Origin of the sequence: Zafaria cholistanensis (genome assembly GCF_008580665.1) — a bacterium.
GTDB classification, from domain to species: domain Bacteria; phylum Actinomycetota; class Actinomycetes; order Actinomycetales; family Micrococcaceae; genus Zafaria; species Zafaria cholistanensis.
Genome location: NZ_BKDJ01000001.1, coordinates 1 through 19,056 on the forward strand (window position 1 = coordinate 1; position 19,056 = coordinate 19,056).

A 19,056-nucleotide genomic window follows, 5' to 3' on the forward strand; every position below is an offset into this window, starting at 1 on the left:
CGGGCGGCTTCCACACCGAAGCCGCCCGCCGCCGTCGTTGTATCCGCAACACTGTGCCCGCCGTCGTTGTCTCCGCCGTCGTTGTCTCCGCCGGCGGGCGAGGTGCCGGGCGGGTGGGAGGGGCGGGACCGCGCCGGATAGGCTGGAGGCCATGACCGCCGTGCTTCCCGTCCCGACCTCGCTCCAGTCCGCCCGCCGGGCCGTTGCCGCGTTGGTGGAGGGAGGTGTCCGCCACGTGGTCGTCTGCCCCGGATCCCGCAGCGCACCCCTGGCCTACGCCCTGGCCGAGGCCGAGCCCGGCGGCACCGTCGCGCTGCACGTGCGCATTGACGAACGGGACGCGGGGTTTACCGCGCTTGGCCTGGCGCTGGCGACCGGCCGGCCGGCCGCCGTCGTGACAACCTCCGGCACCGCCGTCGGAGAGCTGCTGCCGGCGGTGATGGAGGCCAACCACGCCGGGGTGCCGCTGGTGGTGCTCTCCGCTGACCGGCCGGAGGAACTGCGCGGCACCGGAGCCAACCAGACCACCGACCAGGTGGCGCTCTTCGGCACCCATGTGCGGCACTGCGCCGACATACCGGCCGGAACCGACCCGGCTCCGGAACTGCGCCGGGCCCTGCTGGCAGCGGAGGGCATTGTCGCCGCGGAGGCCCAGCCGGGTCCCGGGGCCGCCGGCATGGGTGCGGTATCGGTCCAGGTGGGACCCTGCGGACCCGTCCACGTGAACCTGTCCTTCCGGGACCCCCTGGTGCCGGAACCGGGGGACCGGCTGCCGTCCGCCGGCGTGGAGCACCACGGCGGCCCCCCTGCAGCCGCGGACACCCCTGCAGCCGCGGACACGCCCGGGACCGCGGACACCTCCGGGATCGGGGAACCCGGGGGGTTCCAGGCCCCGGACCTGGCGAACCTGGCCGGGCGGCGCACTGTCGTCGTCGCGGGGCACGGGGCCGGGCCGGCCGCCGAGGCCTTCGCGCGCGCCCACCGGCTTCCGCTGCTGGCCGAGCCCAGCTCCAACGCGCGGTTCGGGCCCAACGCCGTGGGCCCCTACCGCCTGCTGATCGCACCCTTCGAGGACCTGATCGAACGCGTGGTGGTCTTTGGCCGCCCCACGCTCAGCCGCCCCGTGGCCCGGCTGCTGGACCGCGAAGACCTGCCCGCGGCACTGTATGTGCCCGAACCCGTCGGATGGTTCACGCCGGGGCGCCGCCGCGAGCGCGTCGTGGAGGACATCGAGGACCTCTCCCTCTTTGCCGGGACCGGCCCGGAGGGATGGCTCGAGGGGTGGACGCGGGCCGGACTGGCCGCCGCTTCCGCCGTGGACGCCGAAGTCCTGCATGCGGACCGGCTGAACGGTCCCGCCGTGGCCCGGGCGGTGTGGGAAGCCGCTGCCGGGAACCTGCTGCTGGGCTCCTCCAACGCCATCCGCGACGCCGACCTGGCAGGCCTTCCCGCCGCGGTCCCCGCCGCCCGCGTCTTCGCCAACCGCGGCCTGGCCGGCATCGACGGAACCCTGGCAACGGCCACCGGGATCGCGCTGGGGGCCGGACCGGGGGTGCGCACCACCGCCCTGGTGGGGGATGTCACCTTCCTGCACGACGCCGGCGGCCTGCTCCTCGGCGACGGGGAGCCCGAGCCGGACCTGGACATCGTGGTGCTCAACGATGCCGGGGGAGCGATCTTTTCCACGCTGGAGCACGGCGGTGTCGCCGAATCCGGCCGCTACGGACGTGCCGTCGAGCGGCTGTTCGCCACCCCGCACCGGGTCCGCATGAACCGCCTTGCCGCCGCCTACGGGGTGGCCCACGTGCGGGTGGACACCCCCGCGGAACTGCGCGCGGCGCTGGAGTCCCCGGAACGGGGGCGGCGCATCGTTGAGGTCGCGATGGACCGCACCGGCGTGCGCGAGCTGCACCGCCGGATCGCTGCCGCCGTGCAGGAGGCCGTTCCCGGTTCCCGCGGACGGCCCGGATAGGGGCCACAGCGGATCCGCAACGGGCCGGGGCCGGCAGCGGTCAGAGGACCTTCCCCAGGAAGGCCCGGGTGCGCTCCTGCTGCGGATTGGCGATGACCTCGCGCGGCGGGCCGGACTCGACCACCACGCCGCCGTCCATGAACGTGAGGGTGTCGCCTACCTCGCGGGCAAAGCCGATCTCGTGGGTCACCACCATCATGGTCATGCCGTCGCGGGCCAGGTCCTTCATCACGTTGAGCACGTCCCCGACCAGTTCCGGGTCCAGCGCGGAGGTGGGCTCATCGAAGAGCATCAGTTCCGGGTCCATGGCCAGGGCGCGGGCGATCGCCACGCGCTGCTGCTGGCCGCCGGAGAGCTGGGCCGGGTAGTGGTTGGCCCGCTCGGACAGGCCCACGCGGTCCAGCAGCTCAAGCGCCCGGGCGCGGGCGACGGCCCTGGGCTGGCCCTTGACCTGGATCGGGGCCTCCATCACGTTCTCCATGGCCGTCTTGTGGCCGAAGAGGTTGAAGCGCTGGAAGACCATGCCGATGTTGCGGCGCTGGCGGGCGATTTCCCTGACCGGCAGGTGGTGCAGCCTGCCGTGCTTCTCCACGTAGCCCATGAGTTCGCCGTCCACGTAGATGCGCCCGGCGGTGGCGGTCTCCAGCATGTTCACGCAGCGCAGCAGCGTCGACTTGCCGGACCCGGAGGGGCCGATCACCACCGACACTTCGCCCTGGCCGATGGTCATGTCAATGCCGCGCAGCACGTGCTGGTCGCCGAAGTACTTGTGGACGCCCTCGATGCGGACGACTTCCCTGGTTTCGGTCATCGTCCGCTCTCCTCGAGGTATTCGCCCTCCACGGCGGTGGCCCCGCCGGGGAGTTCGGGCGGGCTGTGCCCGCCGGCGGCAGCCTTGGCCGCGGCCGGGTTGATCACCGGGCCGCGGGCGCCGGAGACGTTGTCCACGCCCCTGCCGTAGTGCTTTTCGATGTAGTGCTGGCCCACCATGAGGATGCTGGTGATGACCAGGTACCAGATGGCCGCCACGATCAGCAGCGGGATGGGCAGGTAGGTCCGGTTCGCCAGCGCGTTGGTCTGGAAGGTGAGGTCCAGGGTGAAGGGCACCGCCAGGACCAGCGAGGTGGTCTTGAGCATGCCGATGGTCTCGTTGCCGGTCGGCGGCACGATCACCCGCATGGCCTGCGGCAGCACAATGCGCCACATGATCTTGCGGCTGCGCATGCCCAGGGCCTCGGCGGCCTCGATCTGGCCCTTGTCCACCGACTTCAGGCCGGCGCGGAAGATCTCCGCAAGGTAGGCGGACTCGTTCAGGCCCAGGCCCAGCACGGCCGCCCAAAAGGCGTTGACGACGTCTTGGGTGTTGAACGCAAACAGCTCGGGACCGAACGGGACGCCCAGGGAGATCTTTGGATACAGCACGGCCAGCAGGCCCCAGAAAACCAGCTGGGTATAGACCGGGGTGCCGCGGAAGAACCACACCCAGGTCCAGCTGGACCAGCGGAAGATCGGGTTGTCCGACTGGCGCATGAACGCCAGCAGGATGGCCAGCGTAATCGCCAGGACCATCGACAGCGCGGTCAGCAGCAGCGTCCAGCCGACGCCCTCGATGACCCGGGCATCGCGCAGGTAGAGCCAGACGACGTCCCACCGGAAGTTGGGGTTGGTGGCCAGGCTCTGGATGAACAGGCCCAGGAAAAGCAGGATGACGGCGGCGCCCGCCCACCGGCCGGGGTGGCGCACCGGAACCGCGTCAATCGGTTCCGGTGCGCCCTGGCCCCGTGCGGGGAGTGTGCTTGAACGCATCAGACGGCCGGATTGACCTGGGATTCGGTCACGGCACCGTCGGCAACGCCCCAGGTCTCAAGGATCTGGGTGTAGCTGCCGTCCTCGATCAGCTTGGTCACGACCTGCTGGACCAGCTCTGCCATCTCCTTGTCCTCCTTGGCGACCGCGATGCCCTGCGGGGCCGCGTCGTAGGTGTCGCCGAAGCGCTCCAGCTGGCCGCCCGTCTGGGAAATGGCGTAGCCCACGATCGGGGAGTCGGCGGCCATCGCATCGATGCTGCCGTTGACCAGGCGGGTGGTGATGTCCGTCTGGGCCTTGAGCGTGACGATGTCGATCGCTTCCTTGCCGGCGGCCAGGCACTCGGCGTTGCGGTCGGCCAGGTCCGGGTCTTCCTGGACGGTGCCGGTCTGCACGCCGACGGAGCGGCCGCAGATGTCCTCGAAGGAGAAGTTGGACGGATTGCCGGCCTTGACCGCCCACGCGGTGCCGGCCTGGAAGTAGCTGACCAAGTTGACTGCCGAGAGGCGCTCTTCGTTGATGGTGAAGGAGGAGATGCCCAGGTCGTACTTGGTGCCGAGGGCCGGCAGGATGCCGGTGAACTCTGCGGTCTGTACGTCGACCTCCAGGCCCAGGACGGCGCCGATGGCCTTGGCCATGTCGACGTCGTAGCCCACCGGGGTCTGGTTGTCCGGGCCCAGGAACTCGGCCGGGGCGTAGGAAGTGTCCGAGCCGATGGTCAGCGTGCCGCGGGAGCGGATGTCTTCGGGGACGAGGGCCGCGAGGGCCTCGTCCTTGGCGATCGTGGCGGGGTCAAAGCTGGAGGCTGCGGCGCCGGAGGTGGCCGCGCCTGAACCTGAGGTCTCCGATGCGTTGGTGCACGCGGTGAGCGCCAGCAGGCCCGCTGCCGCCAGCGCGAACGTCTTGGTTAAGGTGGAAGTGATCCGCATTGTGTGTCACTTTCGTCTCGGATTGGTAGGCCCGGGGGGAGGCTTTAAGGCTTCGCCATTCTAGCCCGGTGACGTGCGCGCTTGGGGATATGCACCACAGGCTACGTTCGATCACCAATTGTAAACAAGGGTCCGGGAAAAGGGCCGTCCTGCCGGGTCAGAGGTTCATGGCCTCGCGCATCGGGCGCATTTTTGCCCAGGTTTCCGCCAGTTCGGCCTCAGGGTCCGAGGCCGCCACGATCCCGCAGCCGGCATAAAGGCGCACCCGCAGGGGGGATTCCACGACGCCTCCGCGCAGCGCGATGCCGAACTCCCCATTGCCCCCGGCGTCCACCCAGCCCACGGGGCCTGCATACGGTCCGCGGTCCATTCCCTCCAGTTCGCGCAGCAGTGCCCCCGCGACGGCGGTGGGGGTGCCGCAGACGGCTGCGGTGGGATGCAGGGCCTCAGCGAGGTCCAGGGCGGAAGGGGAGGTGCCGTCCGCGCGCACGGGCAGGCGCGCCTCGACGTCGGAGGCCAGGTGCCACACGTTGGGCAGTTCGAGGACGAAGGGCTCCGCGGGAGCGTCCATCCGCTCCACCAGCGGCCCCAACTGCTCGGTCAGCGAATCGATGGCGATCTGGTGCTCGTGGCGCTGCTTCTCATCCCCGGCCAGCATCCGGTGGGCGTAGCCGGGGTCTCCGGCCGGGGCGCCCGCACGGTCCAGGGTGCCGGCGAGCACGCGGGCCCGCGCGGTGCGGCCCACCACCTCCACCAGCATCTCCGGGGTGGAGCCGATCAGCCCGTCCACCGCGTAAGTCCAGCAGTCCCCGTAGCGCAGCGCCAGCTCGCGCAGCACCTGGGCCACCGCAACCGGGGAGCCCAGCTCCGCGACGGCGTCGCGGGCCAGCACCAGCTTGGTCAGCTTCCCGGCGGCGATCGCGGCCACCCCGGCCGCCACCGCGGCCCGGTAGCCGTCCTCGGACACCTGTCCGGGCACCAGCCGGTCCCCGCCCCGGGTGAGCTCGTGCTCGGCGGAGACCTCATCCAGCAGCACGGCGAGGCGCTCCTCGGCGGCCTGGACGCTCAGTTCCGCGCCCGGGTCCGCCGTCGTATAGGTCAGCCAGCTGGTGTCACCGCGGCGGCCCACGACGAGCTCGGGCACCACCAGGCGCGACACGTGGGCACTGGCGTGGGAGAAGGCGAAGGAGGCGAAAGCCGGCAGGCCGGTGCCGGGCTCCGCCAGCGGGTTCTCCACCCGGGCCGCCCCCGCCACCGCTGCCCACCAGGCGCGCGCGGCCGCGAAGCGCTCCCGCCCGGCCGATTCGAAGCGCGCCGCCTCGCCAAAGCCGACCATGCCGTCGCTGCGGCGGCTCCAGACCAGCGCGTCGTCCCGGATGAAATAGTCGAACAGGCCGTTCTCGCCCATTGGGGGACGGCGCACGGTCAAGCTGCGCAGGACGGGCACTGGGGCCGCGGCGGCCGGCGGGACGGGCAGCGGCGCTGCGGCCCCCTGGCCTCCGGCCAACGGAACCGCGGCACCGAGGGAATCGATACTCATGGTGGTCCCAAGCCTACTCGCCGAGGGTCCCGCCTCGAGCGCCAGCGAGAGGTGGGAGGCGGGGAGGCGCTACTCGCCGGGGGTCCCGCCTCGAGCGCCAGCGAGAGGTGGGAGGCGGGGAGGCTGTGCGCGGCGGCCCGGATTTTCGCCCGCGCGGGGAGCATGGGGGAGAATGGCCGGGTGAGCCGTGCATCGCTGGAGAAGCGTCCCGAAGAAGTCCAAGCCATGTTCGACGACGTCGCCCCGCGCTACGACGTCGTCAACGACATCCTCTCCCTGGGCCAGACCCGGCGCTGGCGCAAGATCGTGGTCGAGGCCGTCGGCGCGGCCCCGGGCCAGCACGTGCTGGACCTGGCGGCCGGCACCGGCACCTCCTCCGAGCCGTACGCGGACGCCGGCGTGCACGTGGTTGCCTGCGACTTCTCGCTGGGCATGCTGCAGGTGGGCAAGAGCCGGCGCCCGGACATCGACTTCGTGGCCGGCGACGCCACGAACCTGCCGTTCGCCGATGACGCCTTCGACGCCGTGACCATCAGCTTCGGGCTGCGCAACGTCAACGAGCCCCAGAAGGCGCTCGCCGAAATGCTGCGCGTGGTCAAGCCCGGCGGCAAGCTGGTGGTGGCCGAGTTCTCCCACCCCACGTTCGCCCCGTGGCGCACCGTCTACTCCGAGTACCTGATGCGTGCGCTGCCGGCCATCGCCACCAAGGTGGCCTCCAACCCCACCGCCTACGTCTACCTTGCCGAATCCATCCGGGCCTGGCCGAACCAGGACGGCCTGGCTGCGTGGATCGACGGGGCCGGCTGGCGGGACTGCCGCTACCGCAACCTCACCGGAGGCATTGTCGCCGTCCACCGGGCCGTCAAGCCCCTTGCTGCGGGGTAGCCCGGTTTGTCTGTCCTGATTGTCGGAGCCGGTCCGGCCGGTTCCACCGCTGCCCACTACCTGGCGCGCGCCGGCGTTGAGGTCACCGTCCTGGAAAAGACCGCGTTCCCGCGGGAGAAAGTCTGCGGCGACGGGCTCACCCCGCGCGCCGTGCGGGAGATGCGCCTCCTCGGCCTGCCCCACGACGAGGCCCAGGGCTGGCGCCGGAACAGGGGCCTGCGCCTGGTGGCCGGCGGCCGCACCATCGAGATGCCCTGGCCGGAACTTTCCGACTTCCCGGACTACGGGCTGATCCGCACCCGGCTCGGCTTCGACGAGGCGCTGGCCCTGCACGCCCGGGCCGCCGGGGCCACCATCCTCGAGCGCCACTCCGTTTCCGACGCGCTGCGCGACGCCACCGGGCGCGTCGTGGGGGTCCGGGCGAACCTGCTCGACGAGCGCGGGCGCAAGACGGGGGAGTCAAAGGACTTCCACGCCGACATCGTGCTTGCCGCCGACGGAAATTCCAGCCGCACCGCGCTGAGCCTGGGCTACGAGAAACGCGACGACCGCCCGCTGGGCGTGGCCTACCGGACCTATTTCACCAGCCCCCGCCATGAGGACGACTGGATGGAGGGGTGGCTGGAACTGCCGGACAAGGCAGGCAACCCGCTGCCCGGGTACGGGTGGGTCTTCGGCGTCGGGGACGGCACGTCCAATGTCGGCCTGGGCATCCTGAATTCGTCCCGGCAGTTCGGCAGGCTCGACTACCGCCAGGTGCTGCGCGACTGGACGGCCGGGATGCCCGCCGAATGGGGGTTCACCGCGGAAAACCAGGTGGGGGAGATCCGTGGCGCCGCGCTGCCGATGGGCTTCAACCGCACCCCGCACTACTCGCCCGGGCTGCTGCTGCTCGGGGACGCCGCCGGGATGGTTTCCCCGTTCAACGGCGAGGGCATCAGCTACGCGATGGAATCGGGCCGCTACGCGGCCGGGCTGGCCATCGACGCGCACTCCGGGGCCCGGGGCGCGACGCCGGCGGCCCGGGATGCGGTATACGCCTCCTACGCGGACCTGGTGCGCGGGAAGTGGGGCAGCCACTTCACGCTGGGCCGCTCCTTTGCCACGCTCATCGGCAAGCCGGCGGTCATGAAGCTGGCGCTGCGCACCGGGATGGGCGTGCCGCCGCTGATGCGTTTCGTGGTGCGGATGCTGGCCAACCTCACCGACGAGGGCGGCAGCGCGTTTGAGGATAGAGTGATCCATGTATTGGAGAGGCTGGCTCCCCCCACCAGCAACCAACGTGCTTCCCGCGCGCTGGCCGCCCCTACGATGGATAGTAAGCGCTAGAACGTGACTGATTCCCAGACTAACCGGACCGCAGCCGGCCAGGGCGTGCCGGCCTCCGTGGACCCGACCCCGGAAACAAGCGCTTTGGCTGCCCCGGTGAACCTGCCACCGGGCTTTGCGGCGGTGGCGGGGGACCCGGAGTTCGGGCCCGCCATCTCGCTGGGCATGGCCCGGGTCGAAAAGCTGCTGCGCGACGCGATCGCCAACTCCGACCCGCTGATCGACGCCACCAGCCGCCATTTGGTGGAGGCCGGCGGCAAGCGCATCCGGCCGCTGCTGGTGGTGCTGTCCTCGCTGTTGGGGGACGGAGTGAACGAGGACGTCATCAAGGCCGCGGCCATCGTGGAGCTGACCCACCTGGCCACGCTGTACCACGACGACGTCATGGACTCGGCCCCGTACCGCCGCGGCGCCCCCACCGCCCACGAGGTCTGGGGCAACTCGGTGGCCATCCTCACCGGCGACCTGATCTTCGCCCGCGCCTCCATCCTGGGAGCGGAGCTGGGGCCGGAGGCCGTGACCCTCCAGGCCCACACCTTCGAGCGGCTGTGCCTGGGGCAGCTGCACGAGTCGGTGGGCCCCCGCGGGGGCGAGGACGCGGTGGAGCACTACCTCCAGGTCATCGCGGACAAGACCGCGTCCCTGCTGGCGACCTCCGGGGTCTTCGGCGTCCTGTTCGGCGGCGCCGGGCAGTACGCGGAGACGCTGCGCGAATACGGGGAGAAGGTCGGCGTCGCGTTCCAGCTCGCCGACGACGTCATCGACGTCACCGGCGCCAAGGTGCGCTCCGGCAAGACCCCCGGCACCGACCTGCGCGAGGGCGTCCCGACGCTGCCGGTGCTGCTGCTGCGCGCCGCATCCGCCGCAGGCGACGCCTCCGCCGCCGAGGTGCTGGAGCTGGTGGATGGGGACCTGAGCGGGGACGAGGCGCTGGCCGCGGCCGTGCGCGCAGTGGCCGCCCACCCGTGCACCCGGCAGGCCTGGGCGGTGGCCCGCGAGCGGGCCGACGAGGCTCGCGCCGTGCTGGCGCCGCTGCCGGACGGGCCGGTCAAGGCCTCGCTGGCGGCCTTCGCCGACGCCGTCGTCACCCGCGAACTCTAGGTCCTCCCGGCCGGACAGGCCCCAGATCCGGCAGGGACCGCACTTCCGGCAGGGACCGCACTTCCGTCAGCACCCGCTCCGGGGCAGCAAGCCCCCGGAGCGGGTGCGGGGTCAGAGGAACTCGGGCAGGACCGCCCGCAGTTCCGCGGCCTTGCGGGCGCGGACTTCTACCGGGACCCGGTGGCGCAGCTGCTTGTAGAGTTCGTCGCCGTGGAAGCGCGGGAACACATGCAGGTGGTAGTGCCACACGTGCTGGTTGCCGGCGGGTTCGTTGTGCTGGCGCACGCTGGTGCCGTCGGGGGCCCAGGCGCGCTTCATGGCCAGGGCGATCTTCCGGGACATCACCATGATCGCCCCCGCGGTGTCGTCCGGCAGGTCGTAGAGCGCCTCGTGGTGCTCGGTGGGAACCACCATCACGTGGCCGCCGTGGTTGCCGAAGCCGTCGCAGGCCATGAAGGCCATGACGGTGCCGTCCCGGTAGACCAGGTCGCTGAGGGCGCAGAGGTTTTCGGGGGAGCGGATGACGCCGTCGCGCAGTTCGCAGAACGGGCAGGCATAGTCCTCCGGGGCATGGCTGGACCAGAGCTGCTGCCCGGCCCGGGGGGCCCCCGCGTCCATGCGGCTAGTCCCCGAGCTCCGGCTCGAGCTCCTCGAACACCCACTCGAACATGTCCAGCACGTATTCGCTGAAGGTGCCTTCCTCGCTCTTCCACGTTCCGCGTGCGTTCAGCCGGCGGTGCACGATCGGGTCGGGCACGTCCAGCTGGTCAGCCCGAACGCCCCAGACGTACTTCTCCTCCTCGTCCTCCATGAAGAGCAGGTAGCCGTCCTCGATCTCGAGTTCCTCCGGGTCCCAGATGTAGTAGTAGGCCTCCATGAGGTCCTCGCAGCCGCCGAGGGCGAGGTAAAACTCGCGCAGCGCCAGCGGGATGGAGACGCCGGACACCTCAAGGGCCTCATCCAGCTCCTGGGGGGTCAGCCCGTCCTCGGGCTGCCATGCGTCGTCCAGGTACTGCGGGACCAGGGAACGGAACTTCTCGAGGAACATCTCAGCCATGCCCAAATCCTATCCTCCCGAACGTCACTGGATGTCCCGCGCGGCCAGCGCCAGCCACAGCTGGACCCGGTCGGCGGTGTTGGAGGGGTCGTAGCCGCTGAGGTCGCTGACCTGCTGCAAGCGGTAGCGCACCGTGTTGCGGTGCAGCCCCATCCGGTCCGCCACCGCTCCCACGCTGCCGTCCAGTTCCAGGTAGGTGCGCAGCGTGGCCATCAGGTCCGCCGAGTGGACGGAATCGAACTCCTCCAGGGGGTGCAGCGCCTCCTTGGCGAGCGCGCCCAGCGGCACGTCGTGGGCCGCCAGCAGCAGGGAGGTCAGCGACAGCCGGGAGGGCCGGTTCACCCGTTCGCCGTGGCGGAGCGCCTCCAGCGCCTCGAAGTAGCTCCAGCGCAGCCCCTTCGCCTGGACGTAGGAGCCGCCGAACGCGACACGGGAGGGTACCCCGGCCCCGTGGAGGAAGGCGTCGAGTTCGCGGGCCACCTCCTCGGCGTCCTCCGTGGCCAGCACCACCGCAAGCCGGTCCTCCACCAGGGCCCCCGCCGCGGAAGCCAGCGCCGGCGGCAGCGGCAGCGTGCGCAGCGCCCGGGGCTGGCCGACGGCCTCGACCAGCAGCACCGCCAGCGGCGCCGAGGTGCCGATGCCCACGCTGGTCAGCCGCAGCGCCGCGTCCTGGCCCTCCAGGCTGCCGCGGGCCAGGTCCTGCAGGACCTGGCCGGCCGCGATGCGCCGGGATTCGCGCAGCCGCGCCTGGTTGGCCAGCTCCACGCCAAGCAGGCCCTGGGCGTAGTCCACCAGGCCGTCGTGCGTGTAGGGCTCGGCGATGGAGAGCACGCAGCGGTCGGTGAAGCCCGTGGCGATCGCAACCTCGTGCCAGCGCTCCTGGCCCGCTTCCGGCCCGTAAATCCGCGCCCCGTACTGGTCCAGGGCCACCGCGGTGCCGAGCAGGCGGGAAAGTTCGTGCAGCAGGCCGTGCAGCCCGCCCCCGCCCAGCAGCGCCGCGGCCAGCTGCTGGTGGCCGTGCAGCAGTCGCTTCAGCCGCTCCAGGTGGTCCGCGGCGATCGCCTCCGCGATCATGCGCGTGATGGCGACGAAGGGTGTCTCGTAGGGGACCTCGAAGACCGGCAGGCCCACCTCCCCGGCCCGGCGCACGACGGCGGCCGGAACCCGGGCGTGCGTCAGCCCGGTGCCGTAGCCCAGCGCCAGCGCGCCCGCGTGGCGCACGCGGTCCACGAACGCCGCCTGCGCGGCCGCGGTCTTTTGCCGCAGCCCGGTGGTGAGCACCACCTCGCCCCCTCCCAGGAAAGGGGCCGGATTTTCCAGTTCGGTCACCGCGGCCCATTGGATGGGTTCCCCGGCGGCGGCGCCCATGGCCGTGAGCGGCTGCAGGTGCAGCGGGGCGGAGTGCATCAGTTCGGAAAGGGTTATGGCCATGCACACAAGTTTAGGGAATTTGTTGTGCGTTTCTCCAACGGAGGAGGGCAGGGCGCGGCCTGAGGCCAGGACGGATGTGCCAGCAATTGTTACTGGCGGGTTCGGAGCCTAGCGTAGGTGCCATGACAACTTCACCCCACTCCGGCGCTGCGGCTGCGCCGGCAGGCCGGCGGGAGACGTTCTCCTCCCGCCGGCTGTTCATCCTCTCGGCCATCGGTTCCGCCGTCGGTCTGGGCAACATCTGGCGTTTCCCCTACATCGCCTACGAAAACGGCGGCGGCGCCTTCCTGATCCCCTACCTCGCGGCCCTCCTGACCGCGGGCATTCCGCTGCTGTTCCTCGACTACGCGATCGGGCACAAGTTCCGCGGCTCGGCCCCGCTGGCATACCGGCGGCTGCACCGCGCGGCCGAGCCGCTGGGCTGGTGGCAGGTGCTGGTCTGCTTCGTCATCGCCGTCTACTACGCGGTGATCATCGCCTGGGCCACCATGTACACGGGGTTCTCGGTGACCAACGCCTGGGGCGGGGACCCGGCCGCCTTCTTCACCGGGGAATTCCTCCAGGTTTCCGACACCGTCGGCATCGGGTTCGACTACGTGCCGGGCGTGCTCTGGCCGCTGCTGGCCATCTGGGTGGTGACGGTGGCAATCATGGTCGCGGGCGTCAACAAGGGCATCGCCCGCGCCAACAGCATCTTCTTCCCCCTGCTGCTGGCCATGTTCGTCATCCTGGTGCTCCAGTCCCTCTTCCTGCCGGGTGCGATCGACGGCCTGGATGCCTTCTTCACCCCGAACTGGGCGGCGCTGGCCGACCCCGGAGTCTGGGCCGCGGCCTACGGCCACATCTTCTTCTCGCTGTCGGTGGCCTTCGGCATCATGGTCACCTACTCCTCCTACCTCAAGCGCCGCACCGACCTGACCGGTTCCGGCATGGTGGTGGCGTTCGCCAACTCGGGGTTCGAGATCCTCGCCGGCATCGGCGTGTTCGCCGCCCTGGGCTTCATGGCCTTCACCGCCGGGACCTCGGTCTCCGAGGTGGCCGTTCCCGGCATCGGACTGGCCTTCATCGCGTTCCCGACCATCGTGTCCTCGGCGCCGTTCGGGTCGCTGATCGGGGTCCTGTTCTTCGGATCGCTGGTCTTCGCGGGGCTGACATCGCTGATTTCGATCCTGGAGGTCATCATTGCCGCCGTCCAGGACAAGCTTGGCTGGAGCCGCCTGCCGGCGACCCTGGCGGTGAGCATCCCCACCGCGGTGCTGTCCCTGGCGCTCTTCCCCACGGCCACGGGGCTGTACCTGCTGGATGTCTCCGACGCCTTCGTCAACAGCTTCGGCATCCTCGCCGGCGCCCTGGTCATGGTGGTCCTGATTGCCTGGGTGCTGCGCAAGCTGCCGTCCCTGTCCGGGCACCTGAACCAGGTCTCCTCGGTGAAGATGGGCCGGACATGGATGGTCCTGGTTTCGGTCCTGGCCCCGGTAGTGCTCGGGTACATCCTGGTCAACGAGGTCATCGCCAAAACGGCGTCCCCTTACGAGGATTACCCGCTGGACTTCCTGGCCGTCTTCGGGTGGGGCATGGCGGGACTGCTCCTGGTTCTGGCCATCGTGCTGACCTTCATCCCGTGGAGCGCCGGATCCAAGCTCCATGATCCCGAATACGAAGCCCATGCGGCCGCGCTGGAAGAGGAGGCCGGACGATGAGCGGCATTGCCATTGCCCTGATGATCGTGGCCATGGTCACCGTCTGGGGCGGGCTGGTCCTGTCCATCGTGAACCTGGCCCGCCACCCCGAGGACGAGGGGCACCTGCCCGAGGAGCAGGCCCCCGAACTTTAGGCCGGCACTCCGGCGCCGCCGGAACGGTTTCCGCCCTGCAGCCGGGCGGCCGCTGGCGCTGTGCACTTGCACGGCGAAGCGGCCGTCCGGCTGTGCCGTTTTCACTGGTGGAGCGGGCGTGCTCGGCATAGGCTCGCCGCACGACCCCATCCATCCTCCGAGGCAACCCGCCGGAAAAGGAACGCGCCCATGGACATTCAGTACCGCCTTGAGCAGAAGCGACGCATCGAGGGGGCCTTCCCCGGACCCAAGTCCGCGGCGCTGGCCGCGCGCCGCACCTCCGCCGTCGCCACCGGGGTGGCCTCCTCGGTGCCGGTGTACGTGGCAGACGCCGACGGCGGCGTGATTGTGGACGTGGACGGCAACTCCCTGGTGGACCTCGGCTCCGGCATCGCCGTGACCACCGTGGGCGCCTCCAACCCGAAGGTCGCCGCCTCAGTGGCCGAGCAGGCCGCGCGCTTCACCCACACCTGCTTCATGGTCACCCCCTACGAGGGGTACGTCGAACTGGCGGAGAAGCTGGCGGAACTGACCCCGGGCAGCCACGCCAAGAAGGCCGTCTTCTTCAACTCCGGCTCCGAGGCCGTGGAGAACGCCATCAAGGTCGCCCGCGTCGCCACGGGCCGCCAGGCCGTCGTCGCCTTCGACCACGCCTACCACGGCCGCACCAACCTCACCATGGGCCTGACCGCCAAGGCCGCCCCGTACAAGCGCGGCTTCGGTCCGCTGGCCCCGGAGATCTACCGGATGCCGATGAGCTACCCGTTCCGTGAGGAAAACCCCGGCATCTCCGGCACGGAGGCCGCCGAGCGCGCCATCCTGAACATGGAGAAGCAGATCGGCGGGGACCAGATCGCCGCCATCATCATCGAACCGATCCAGGGCGAGGGCGGCTTCATTGTCCCGGCCGAGGGCTTCCTGCCGCGCCTGGCCGAATGGGCCAAGGAACAGGGCATCGTCTTCATCGCCGACGAGGTCCAGGCCGGCTTCTGCCGCACCGGGGCCTGGTTCGCCTCCGAGCACGAGGGCGTGGTTCCGGACATCCTCACCCTCGCCAAGGGCATCGCCGGCGGCATGCCGCTTTCCGGCATCGTGGGACGCGCCGACCTGCTCGACGCCGTGCACCCGGGAGGCCTGGGCGGCACCTACGGCGGCAACCCGACCGCCGTCGCCGGCGCGCTGGCCGCGATCGGATACATGGAAGAGCAGGACCTCAACGGCCGCGCCCGCGAGATCGAGTCCGCGTTCTACGCCTGGGCCCGCCCGCTGCAGGAGCAGGTCCCGGCCCTCGGCGACGTCCGCGGCCGCGGTGCCATGCTGGCGCTTGAGTTCGTCAAGCCCGGCGGCAAGGAGCCGGACGCCGAGCTGACCAGGAAGATCGCCGCCGACTGCCTGGCCCAGGGCGTGGTCATCCTCACCTGCGGCACCTACGGCAACGTGGTCCGCCTGCTGCCGCCGCTGGTCATCGGCGACGAGCTGCTCGCCGACGCGCTTGCCGTCCTCGAGGCAGCCATCCGCGCCAACGCCTAGCGGCAACCGGCGCGACGCTACGGCGGCCGGCGTCCTCCCCGCGGGGAGGACGCCGGCCGCTGTTGTGCTTTTGCGGGCCGGTCCGCCGGATGCCGGCCGGCAGATTCGGGCCGCCGCAGCGTTCCTGGGGCGCACCCTCCGAAGCCCTCTTAGGCACCCCGCAGCAGAAGCGGACCCGTGGCGCCATATGGACCGCCACCGGCGAGGAATACGGCTCTCGGTACCATTGATGCGTAGAGTGCAACTAACTGCCGGCCTCCGGGACCGGAAAGTCCGTGCAACCCCCGTTCAGGAGCGTGAGCATGACCAGCAGTCTTGCCGGACCCCCTGCGGCGGAAAAGGCCGGCTCCAACCAGTCCGTGGATCGCGCACTGACCATCCTGCACGTTTTGGCCAGGCACCCGGATGCCACCGTGGGTGCGGTTGCCCGGGAGCTGAACGTCCACAAATCGACCGCTTCCCGGCTGTTGGCAGCCTTGGAGCGCCATGGGCTCGTGACCCAATCGGCCTGGCGTGGCACATACTCGCTGGGCTTCGGGCTGGTCCGGCTCGCCGGAGCCGTCACTGCCCAGAGCTCTTTTGCCCAAGCCGCCCAACAGGCCTGCGATGAGGTGTCCAGGAGCCTGGCGGAAACCCTCAACGTCGCCATCCTCGACGATCTCGCGGCGGTCAACATAGCCCAGGCTACCGGCAGCGCCGCGCTCTATCAGGCCCGGGAGTACGTGGGGCACCGCACCCCGCTGAATGCGACCTCCAGCGGCAAGGTGCTTCTGGCCTTCGCAGATGAGCACGTGCGCAGGGAGTACCGGAGGATGAAGCTTGAACGCTTCACCGACCGCACCATCACCGACCATCAAGCGCTGGACGAAGAGCTGGAACAGGTCCGGCGGAGCGGATGGGGCTGCTCGCTCCAGGAATGGGAGGACCGGATCCACGCCCTCGCCGTCCCGGTGCGGGACTCGGCCGGCCAGGTGGTGGCGGCGATGAGTATCACCGGACCGGAGCACCGGCTGCCGCGCGCGGACTTCGAAGCCATCGCCGAGCGCCTCCAGGCTGCGGCCAGCAGGCTGGGACTCCAAGCCGGGGTGTGACCCCCTCCTGTTTCGGCTGGGTAAATTATCTAACCGCCCACGTTACTTCTTCCGGCAATGCACGTCCATCCCTTGACACCGCCTTCTGCGCGCCCTGAGAGTGTTGCACTATAAGCATCAGTTGCAATATTTACATCAGGGGGAAGTGCTCATGGCGTGGTGGCCAAGCATGGATCGAAGCGCCGGAACCGCCATCCCCGGTCCCGGCGTCGTGGACCCCCGAAGCAGGCGCCCCGGTTCGGAGGCGAGCCCCACACGCCCGTGGCCGGGACGGACGTCCCCTGTTTCGGCCGGCGCCACCCCAAGAGCGTGCACGACGACCCGTTCTTTGGCCCGGACCTGACCCACATTCGCCGTTGAGGCATCCCGAAAGGCAAGGCATCCCATGTTTCATTCCACCCAGGGCGTCCAGGGGCCGGACCCGGTCGCATTCCCCTCGGGCGAGGCCGACGCAACCGCAGGAGGCACCCCGATCCTCGAACTGCGGGACATCCGCATCGAATACAAGGGCCACGAGGTCGTCCACGGCGTTTCGCTGGCGGTCCAGCGCGGCGAAGTGATTGCACTGATCGGACCCTCCGGCGCCGGAAAGTCCTCGCTGCTGCGCAGCATCAACTTTTTGGAGCAACCCTCAGCCGGCCAGATCCTGGTCAATGGCCAACTCGTCCAGGGCCAATCCGGCAGCCGGGGAGCCATTGCCCGCAACAAAAGCCTCGCCGCCCATCGGCGCGACGTGGGCATGGTCTTCCAGCAGTTCAACCTTTTCCCGCATCTGACGGCGCTGGAAAACGTGGTCCTGGCCCAGGTCCATTCCCTGAACCGGAGCAAGGAAGAGGCGGTTGCCCGCGCCCGGCAGGAACTGGCGCACGTCGGCCTCACCGGACACGAGGACAAGTACCCGGCCAAGTGCTCCGGAGGGCAGCAGCAGCGCATCGCCATCGCCCGCGCGCTGGCCATGGACCCCCAGCTGATGCTGTTCGACGAGCCGACGAGCTCGCTGGACCCGGAGCTGGGCGTCGAGGTGCTCAACACCATGAAGCGGCTGGCATCCGAGGGCATGACCATGCTGGTGGTCACCCACGAGATGCATTTCGCCGAAGACGTGGCGGACCGGGTGGTCTTTATGGCCGACGGCGCGATCGTGGAGGAAGGCCCGGCCGAGCAGGTCATGCTGCGCCCGTCCAGTGAACGCGCCAAGACCTTCCTGTCAGCCGTCAGGGGGCGCTGAGGTGGAACTTCTGGCGCTGCTTTCCTCCGGCATCGGACAGACCCTGGGCATCACCTTCGGCGCGCTGGCCCTGGGTGCAGTCCTGGCCGTGCCGCTGGCCGCGCTGAGGCGTTCGGAACTGCCCGTTGCGAGCACCGCGGCCAAAATCCTCATCGAGGGCATCCGTGGCATTCCACCGATCGTGTGGCTGCTGCTCATCTACTTCGCCCTGGGCGAGACGGACCTGAAGCTGACCACCTTCCAGGCCAGCGTCATCGGGCTGGGAATCGTCAGCACCGCCTACATCGCCGAAATCTACCGCTCCGGACTCGAGGCTATTCCCAGCGGCCAATTCGAAGCCGCGGACGCGCTGGGCATGCCCTTCGGGGCGAAGTTCTTCAGGGTCATCACCCCGCAGGCCGCCACGGTGGTCATTCCGCCGCTGGCCACCTTCGCCATCGGCCTGCTCAAGGACAGCGCCCTGGCGTCGGTGATCGGCGCCCAGGACATTACTTTCCGCGCTTTCCAGGAGGCGCAGGCCAACCTCAACGGACTGACCGTGTTCATGTGGGCGGCGCTGCTGTACATCCTGCTCAGCATCCCGATTGCGGCGTTGGCCCGCTACACCGGTTCCCGGCTGACCCGAAAGGTGGCGGCATGATCGAGTCCATCCTGGCCATGGTGCCGGATTTCCTTCCCGGCCTGGGCATTTCCCTGCTGGTGACCGTCGCCAGCCTGGCCCTGGGACTGCCGCTGGGCATCCTGCTGGCCCTGGGGTCGCTTTTCGCGGGCAAACCGCTGAAGTTCACCTGCATCGGCCTGGTCGAACTGGGCCGGGGCGTTCCGGGGCTGATCATGCTCTACCTGGTCTATTTCGGCCTGCCGCAGATGGGCGTCGTGATGGACGCGCTCCCGGCCGCGATGATCGCCCTGGGGTTGATGACCGGCGCCTACACGGCGGAAATCTTCGTCGCAGGCTTCCGCGCCGTCCCCCAAGGCCAGTGGGAAGCCTGCGGCACCCTGGCGCTGAGCTACTGGAAGTCGCTGCGCCTGGTCATCCTGCCCCAAGCCATCAAGATTGTGGTGCCGCCGCTGATCGGGTGGACCATCATGCTGTTCCAAGCCACCTCGCTGGCTTATGCCATCAGTGTCCCGGAGCTGATGAGCCGCGCTTACAACTACGCTTCGGTCACCTTCGAGTACGCACTGGCCTTCACGCTGGCCGGCTTCATGTACCTGGCCGTGACGCTGCTGGGCCTGTGGCTGTTCCGCAGGGCCAGCGGCCGCCGCCGCAGTGCGGCCACCTCCCGGGCCGCCGTCCTGGCTGGCGCCTGAAGATGGGCC

Annotated in this window: 18 protein-coding genes; 11 read left to right on the top strand and 7 right to left on the bottom strand. The window is 70.0% G+C overall.

Annotated elements, in window-relative coordinates:
* The first annotated feature begins 151 nt into the window (after positions 1-151).
* Positions 152-1,972 (top strand): 2-succinyl-5-enolpyruvyl-6-hydroxy-3-cyclohexene-1-carboxylic-acid synthase, encoded by a 1,821-nt coding sequence (gene menD / locus NCCP_RS00005; protein WP_149955062.1) that lies wholly within the window; start codon positions 152-154, stop codon positions 1,970-1,972.
* Between the two features lie 40 nt (positions 1,973-2,012).
* Here menD and NCCP_RS00010 read toward each other — a convergent pair whose 3' ends face one another.
* The 4 genes from NCCP_RS00010 to NCCP_RS00025 form a co-directional block, all read right to left on the bottom strand.
* Positions 2,013-2,783, bottom strand: coding sequence for an amino acid ABC transporter ATP-binding protein (locus NCCP_RS00010; RefSeq protein WP_149955063.1), 771 nt, complete (start codon positions 2,781-2,783; stop codon positions 2,013-2,015).
* Positions 2,780-3,778 carry an amino acid ABC transporter permease gene (locus tag NCCP_RS00015; protein ID WP_149955064.1) on the bottom strand — a complete coding sequence of 333 codons (999 nt, stop codon included), beginning with the start codon at positions 3,776-3,778 and terminating at the stop codon, positions 2,780-2,782. Before NCCP_RS00015 ends, NCCP_RS00010 begins: the two co-directional genes overlap by 4 nt.
* Positions 3,778-4,707 (bottom strand): ABC transporter substrate-binding protein, encoded by a 930-nt coding sequence (locus tag NCCP_RS00020; protein WP_149955065.1) that lies wholly within the window; start codon positions 4,705-4,707, stop codon positions 3,778-3,780. The genes NCCP_RS00015 and NCCP_RS00020 overlap by 1 nt, the downstream gene beginning before the upstream one ends.
* 157 nt (positions 4,708-4,864) lie before the next feature.
* Positions 4,865-6,115 carry an isochorismate synthase gene (locus tag NCCP_RS00025; protein WP_149955505.1) on the bottom strand — a complete coding sequence of 417 codons (1,251 nt, stop codon included), beginning with the start codon at positions 6,113-6,115 and terminating at the stop codon, positions 4,865-4,867.
* Positions 6,116-6,427: 312 nt separating this feature from the next.
* Here NCCP_RS00025 and NCCP_RS00030 point away from each other — a divergent pair, with 312 nt between their 5' ends.
* The 3 genes from NCCP_RS00030 to NCCP_RS00040 are packed head-to-tail and all read left to right on the top strand — an operon-like array spanning position 6,428 to position 9,562.
* Positions 6,428-7,132 carry a demethylmenaquinone methyltransferase gene (locus NCCP_RS00030; protein ID WP_172627230.1) on the top strand — a complete coding sequence of 235 codons (705 nt, stop codon included), beginning with the start codon at positions 6,428-6,430 and terminating at the stop codon, positions 7,130-7,132.
* A 6-nt stretch (positions 7,133-7,138) separates the two neighbouring features.
* Positions 7,139-8,461 (top strand): geranylgeranyl reductase family protein, encoded by a 1,323-nt coding sequence (locus tag NCCP_RS00035; RefSeq protein WP_149955067.1) that lies wholly within the window; start codon positions 7,139-7,141, stop codon positions 8,459-8,461.
* 3 nt (positions 8,462-8,464) lie between these two features.
* Positions 8,465-9,562 carry a polyprenyl synthetase family protein gene (locus tag NCCP_RS00040; RefSeq protein ID WP_149955068.1) on the top strand — a complete coding sequence of 366 codons (1,098 nt, stop codon included), beginning with the start codon at positions 8,465-8,467 and terminating at the stop codon, positions 9,560-9,562.
* A gap of 111 nt (positions 9,563-9,673) precedes the next feature.
* Here NCCP_RS00040 and NCCP_RS00045 read toward each other — a convergent pair whose 3' ends face one another.
* Genes NCCP_RS00045 through NCCP_RS00055 form a run of 3 tightly spaced genes read right to left on the bottom strand, consistent with a single transcriptional unit; the run spans position 9,674 to position 12,050 of the window.
* Positions 9,674-10,180, bottom strand: a complete 507-nt coding sequence (locus NCCP_RS00045; protein ID WP_149955069.1) for an HIT family protein — start codon at positions 10,178-10,180, stop codon at positions 9,674-9,676.
* Between the two features lie 4 nt (positions 10,181-10,184).
* Positions 10,185-10,619, bottom strand: coding sequence for an SMI1/KNR4 family protein (locus NCCP_RS00050; RefSeq protein ID WP_149955070.1), 435 nt, complete (start codon positions 10,617-10,619; stop codon positions 10,185-10,187).
* Between the two features lie 24 nt (positions 10,620-10,643).
* On the bottom strand, positions 10,644-12,050 hold the full coding sequence (locus tag NCCP_RS00055) for a PucR family transcriptional regulator (RefSeq protein ID WP_149955071.1): 1,407 nt from the start codon (positions 12,048-12,050) through the stop codon (positions 10,644-10,646).
* 122 nt (positions 12,051-12,172) lie between these two features.
* Between NCCP_RS00055 and NCCP_RS00060 the strand changes: the two genes are divergently transcribed.
* The 7 genes from NCCP_RS00060 to NCCP_RS00090 all read left to right on the top strand — a co-directional run bounded on the left by NCCP_RS00060 (position 12,173) and on the right by NCCP_RS00090 (position 19,047).
* Positions 12,173-13,750 (top strand): sodium-dependent transporter, encoded by a 1,578-nt coding sequence (locus NCCP_RS00060; RefSeq protein ID WP_149955072.1) that lies wholly within the window; start codon positions 12,173-12,175, stop codon positions 13,748-13,750.
* Complete coding sequence (locus tag NCCP_RS00065; RefSeq protein ID WP_149955073.1) at positions 13,747-13,884, top strand: methionine/alanine import family NSS transporter small subunit; 138 nt, start codon at positions 13,747-13,749, stop codon at positions 13,882-13,884. The genes NCCP_RS00060 and NCCP_RS00065 overlap by 4 nt, the downstream gene beginning before the upstream one ends.
* A gap of 189 nt (positions 13,885-14,073) precedes the next feature.
* Positions 14,074-15,414: a 4-aminobutyrate--2-oxoglutarate transaminase gene (gabT, locus tag NCCP_RS00070; protein ID WP_149955074.1), complete on the top strand. Its 1,341-nt coding sequence runs from the start codon at positions 14,074-14,076 to the stop codon at positions 15,412-15,414.
* A gap of 302 nt (positions 15,415-15,716) precedes the next feature.
* A complete protein-coding gene (locus NCCP_RS00075) occupies positions 15,717-16,505 on the top strand; it encodes an IclR family transcriptional regulator (protein ID WP_149955075.1) in 789 nt (262 codons plus the stop codon).
* 385 nt (positions 16,506-16,890) lie between these two features.
* Complete coding sequence (locus tag NCCP_RS00080; RefSeq protein ID WP_149955076.1) at positions 16,891-17,733, top strand: amino acid ABC transporter ATP-binding protein; 843 nt, start codon at positions 16,891-16,893, stop codon at positions 17,731-17,733.
* Position 17,734: 1 nt separating this feature from the next.
* Positions 17,735-18,373 carry an amino acid ABC transporter permease gene (locus tag NCCP_RS00085; RefSeq protein ID WP_172627231.1) on the top strand — a complete coding sequence of 213 codons (639 nt, stop codon included), beginning with the start codon at positions 17,735-17,737 and terminating at the stop codon, positions 18,371-18,373.
* Complete coding sequence (locus tag NCCP_RS00090) at positions 18,370-19,047, top strand: amino acid ABC transporter permease (protein ID WP_149955078.1); 678 nt, start codon at positions 18,370-18,372, stop codon at positions 19,045-19,047. Before NCCP_RS00085 ends, NCCP_RS00090 begins: the two co-directional genes overlap by 4 nt.
* Positions 19,048-19,056: the final 9 nt, after the last annotated feature.

Coding starts and splice junctions, on each gene's coding strand:
- NCCP_RS00045 (WP_149955069.1), bottom strand. CDS start 10,180: ATGGACGCGGGGGCCCCCCGGGCCGGGCAGCAGCTCTGGTCCAGCCAT.
- NCCP_RS00065 (WP_149955073.1), top strand. CDS start 13,747: ATGAGCGGCATTGCCATTGCCCTGATGATCGTGGCCATGGTCACCGTC.
- gabT (WP_149955074.1), top strand. CDS start 14,074: ATGGACATTCAGTACCGCCTTGAGCAGAAGCGACGCATCGAGGGGGCC.
- NCCP_RS00020 (WP_149955065.1), bottom strand. CDS start 4,707: ATGCGGATCACTTCCACCTTAACCAAGACGTTCGCGCTGGCGGCAGCG.
- NCCP_RS00010 (WP_149955063.1), bottom strand. CDS start 2,783: ATGACCGAAACCAGGGAAGTCGTCCGCATCGAGGGCGTCCACAAGTAC.
- NCCP_RS00080 (WP_149955076.1), top strand. CDS start 16,891: ATGTTTCATTCCACCCAGGGCGTCCAGGGGCCGGACCCGGTCGCATTC.
- NCCP_RS00090 (WP_149955078.1), top strand. CDS start 18,370: ATGATCGAGTCCATCCTGGCCATGGTGCCGGATTTCCTTCCCGGCCTG.
- NCCP_RS00025 (WP_149955505.1), bottom strand. CDS start 6,115: ATGGGCGAGAACGGCCTGTTCGACTATTTCATCCGGGACGACGCGCTG.
- NCCP_RS00055 (WP_149955071.1), bottom strand. CDS start 12,050: ATGGCCATAACCCTTTCCGAACTGATGCACTCCGCCCCGCTGCACCTG.
- NCCP_RS00050 (WP_149955070.1), bottom strand. CDS start 10,619: ATGGCTGAGATGTTCCTCGAGAAGTTCCGTTCCCTGGTCCCGCAGTAC.
- NCCP_RS00075 (WP_149955075.1), top strand. CDS start 15,717: ATGACCAGCAGTCTTGCCGGACCCCCTGCGGCGGAAAAGGCCGGCTCC.
- NCCP_RS00060 (WP_149955072.1), top strand. CDS start 12,173: ATGACAACTTCACCCCACTCCGGCGCTGCGGCTGCGCCGGCAGGCCGG.
- menD (WP_149955062.1), top strand. CDS start 152: ATGACCGCCGTGCTTCCCGTCCCGACCTCGCTCCAGTCCGCCCGCCGG.
- NCCP_RS00015 (WP_149955064.1), bottom strand. CDS start 3,778: ATGCGTTCAAGCACACTCCCCGCACGGGGCCAGGGCGCACCGGAACCG.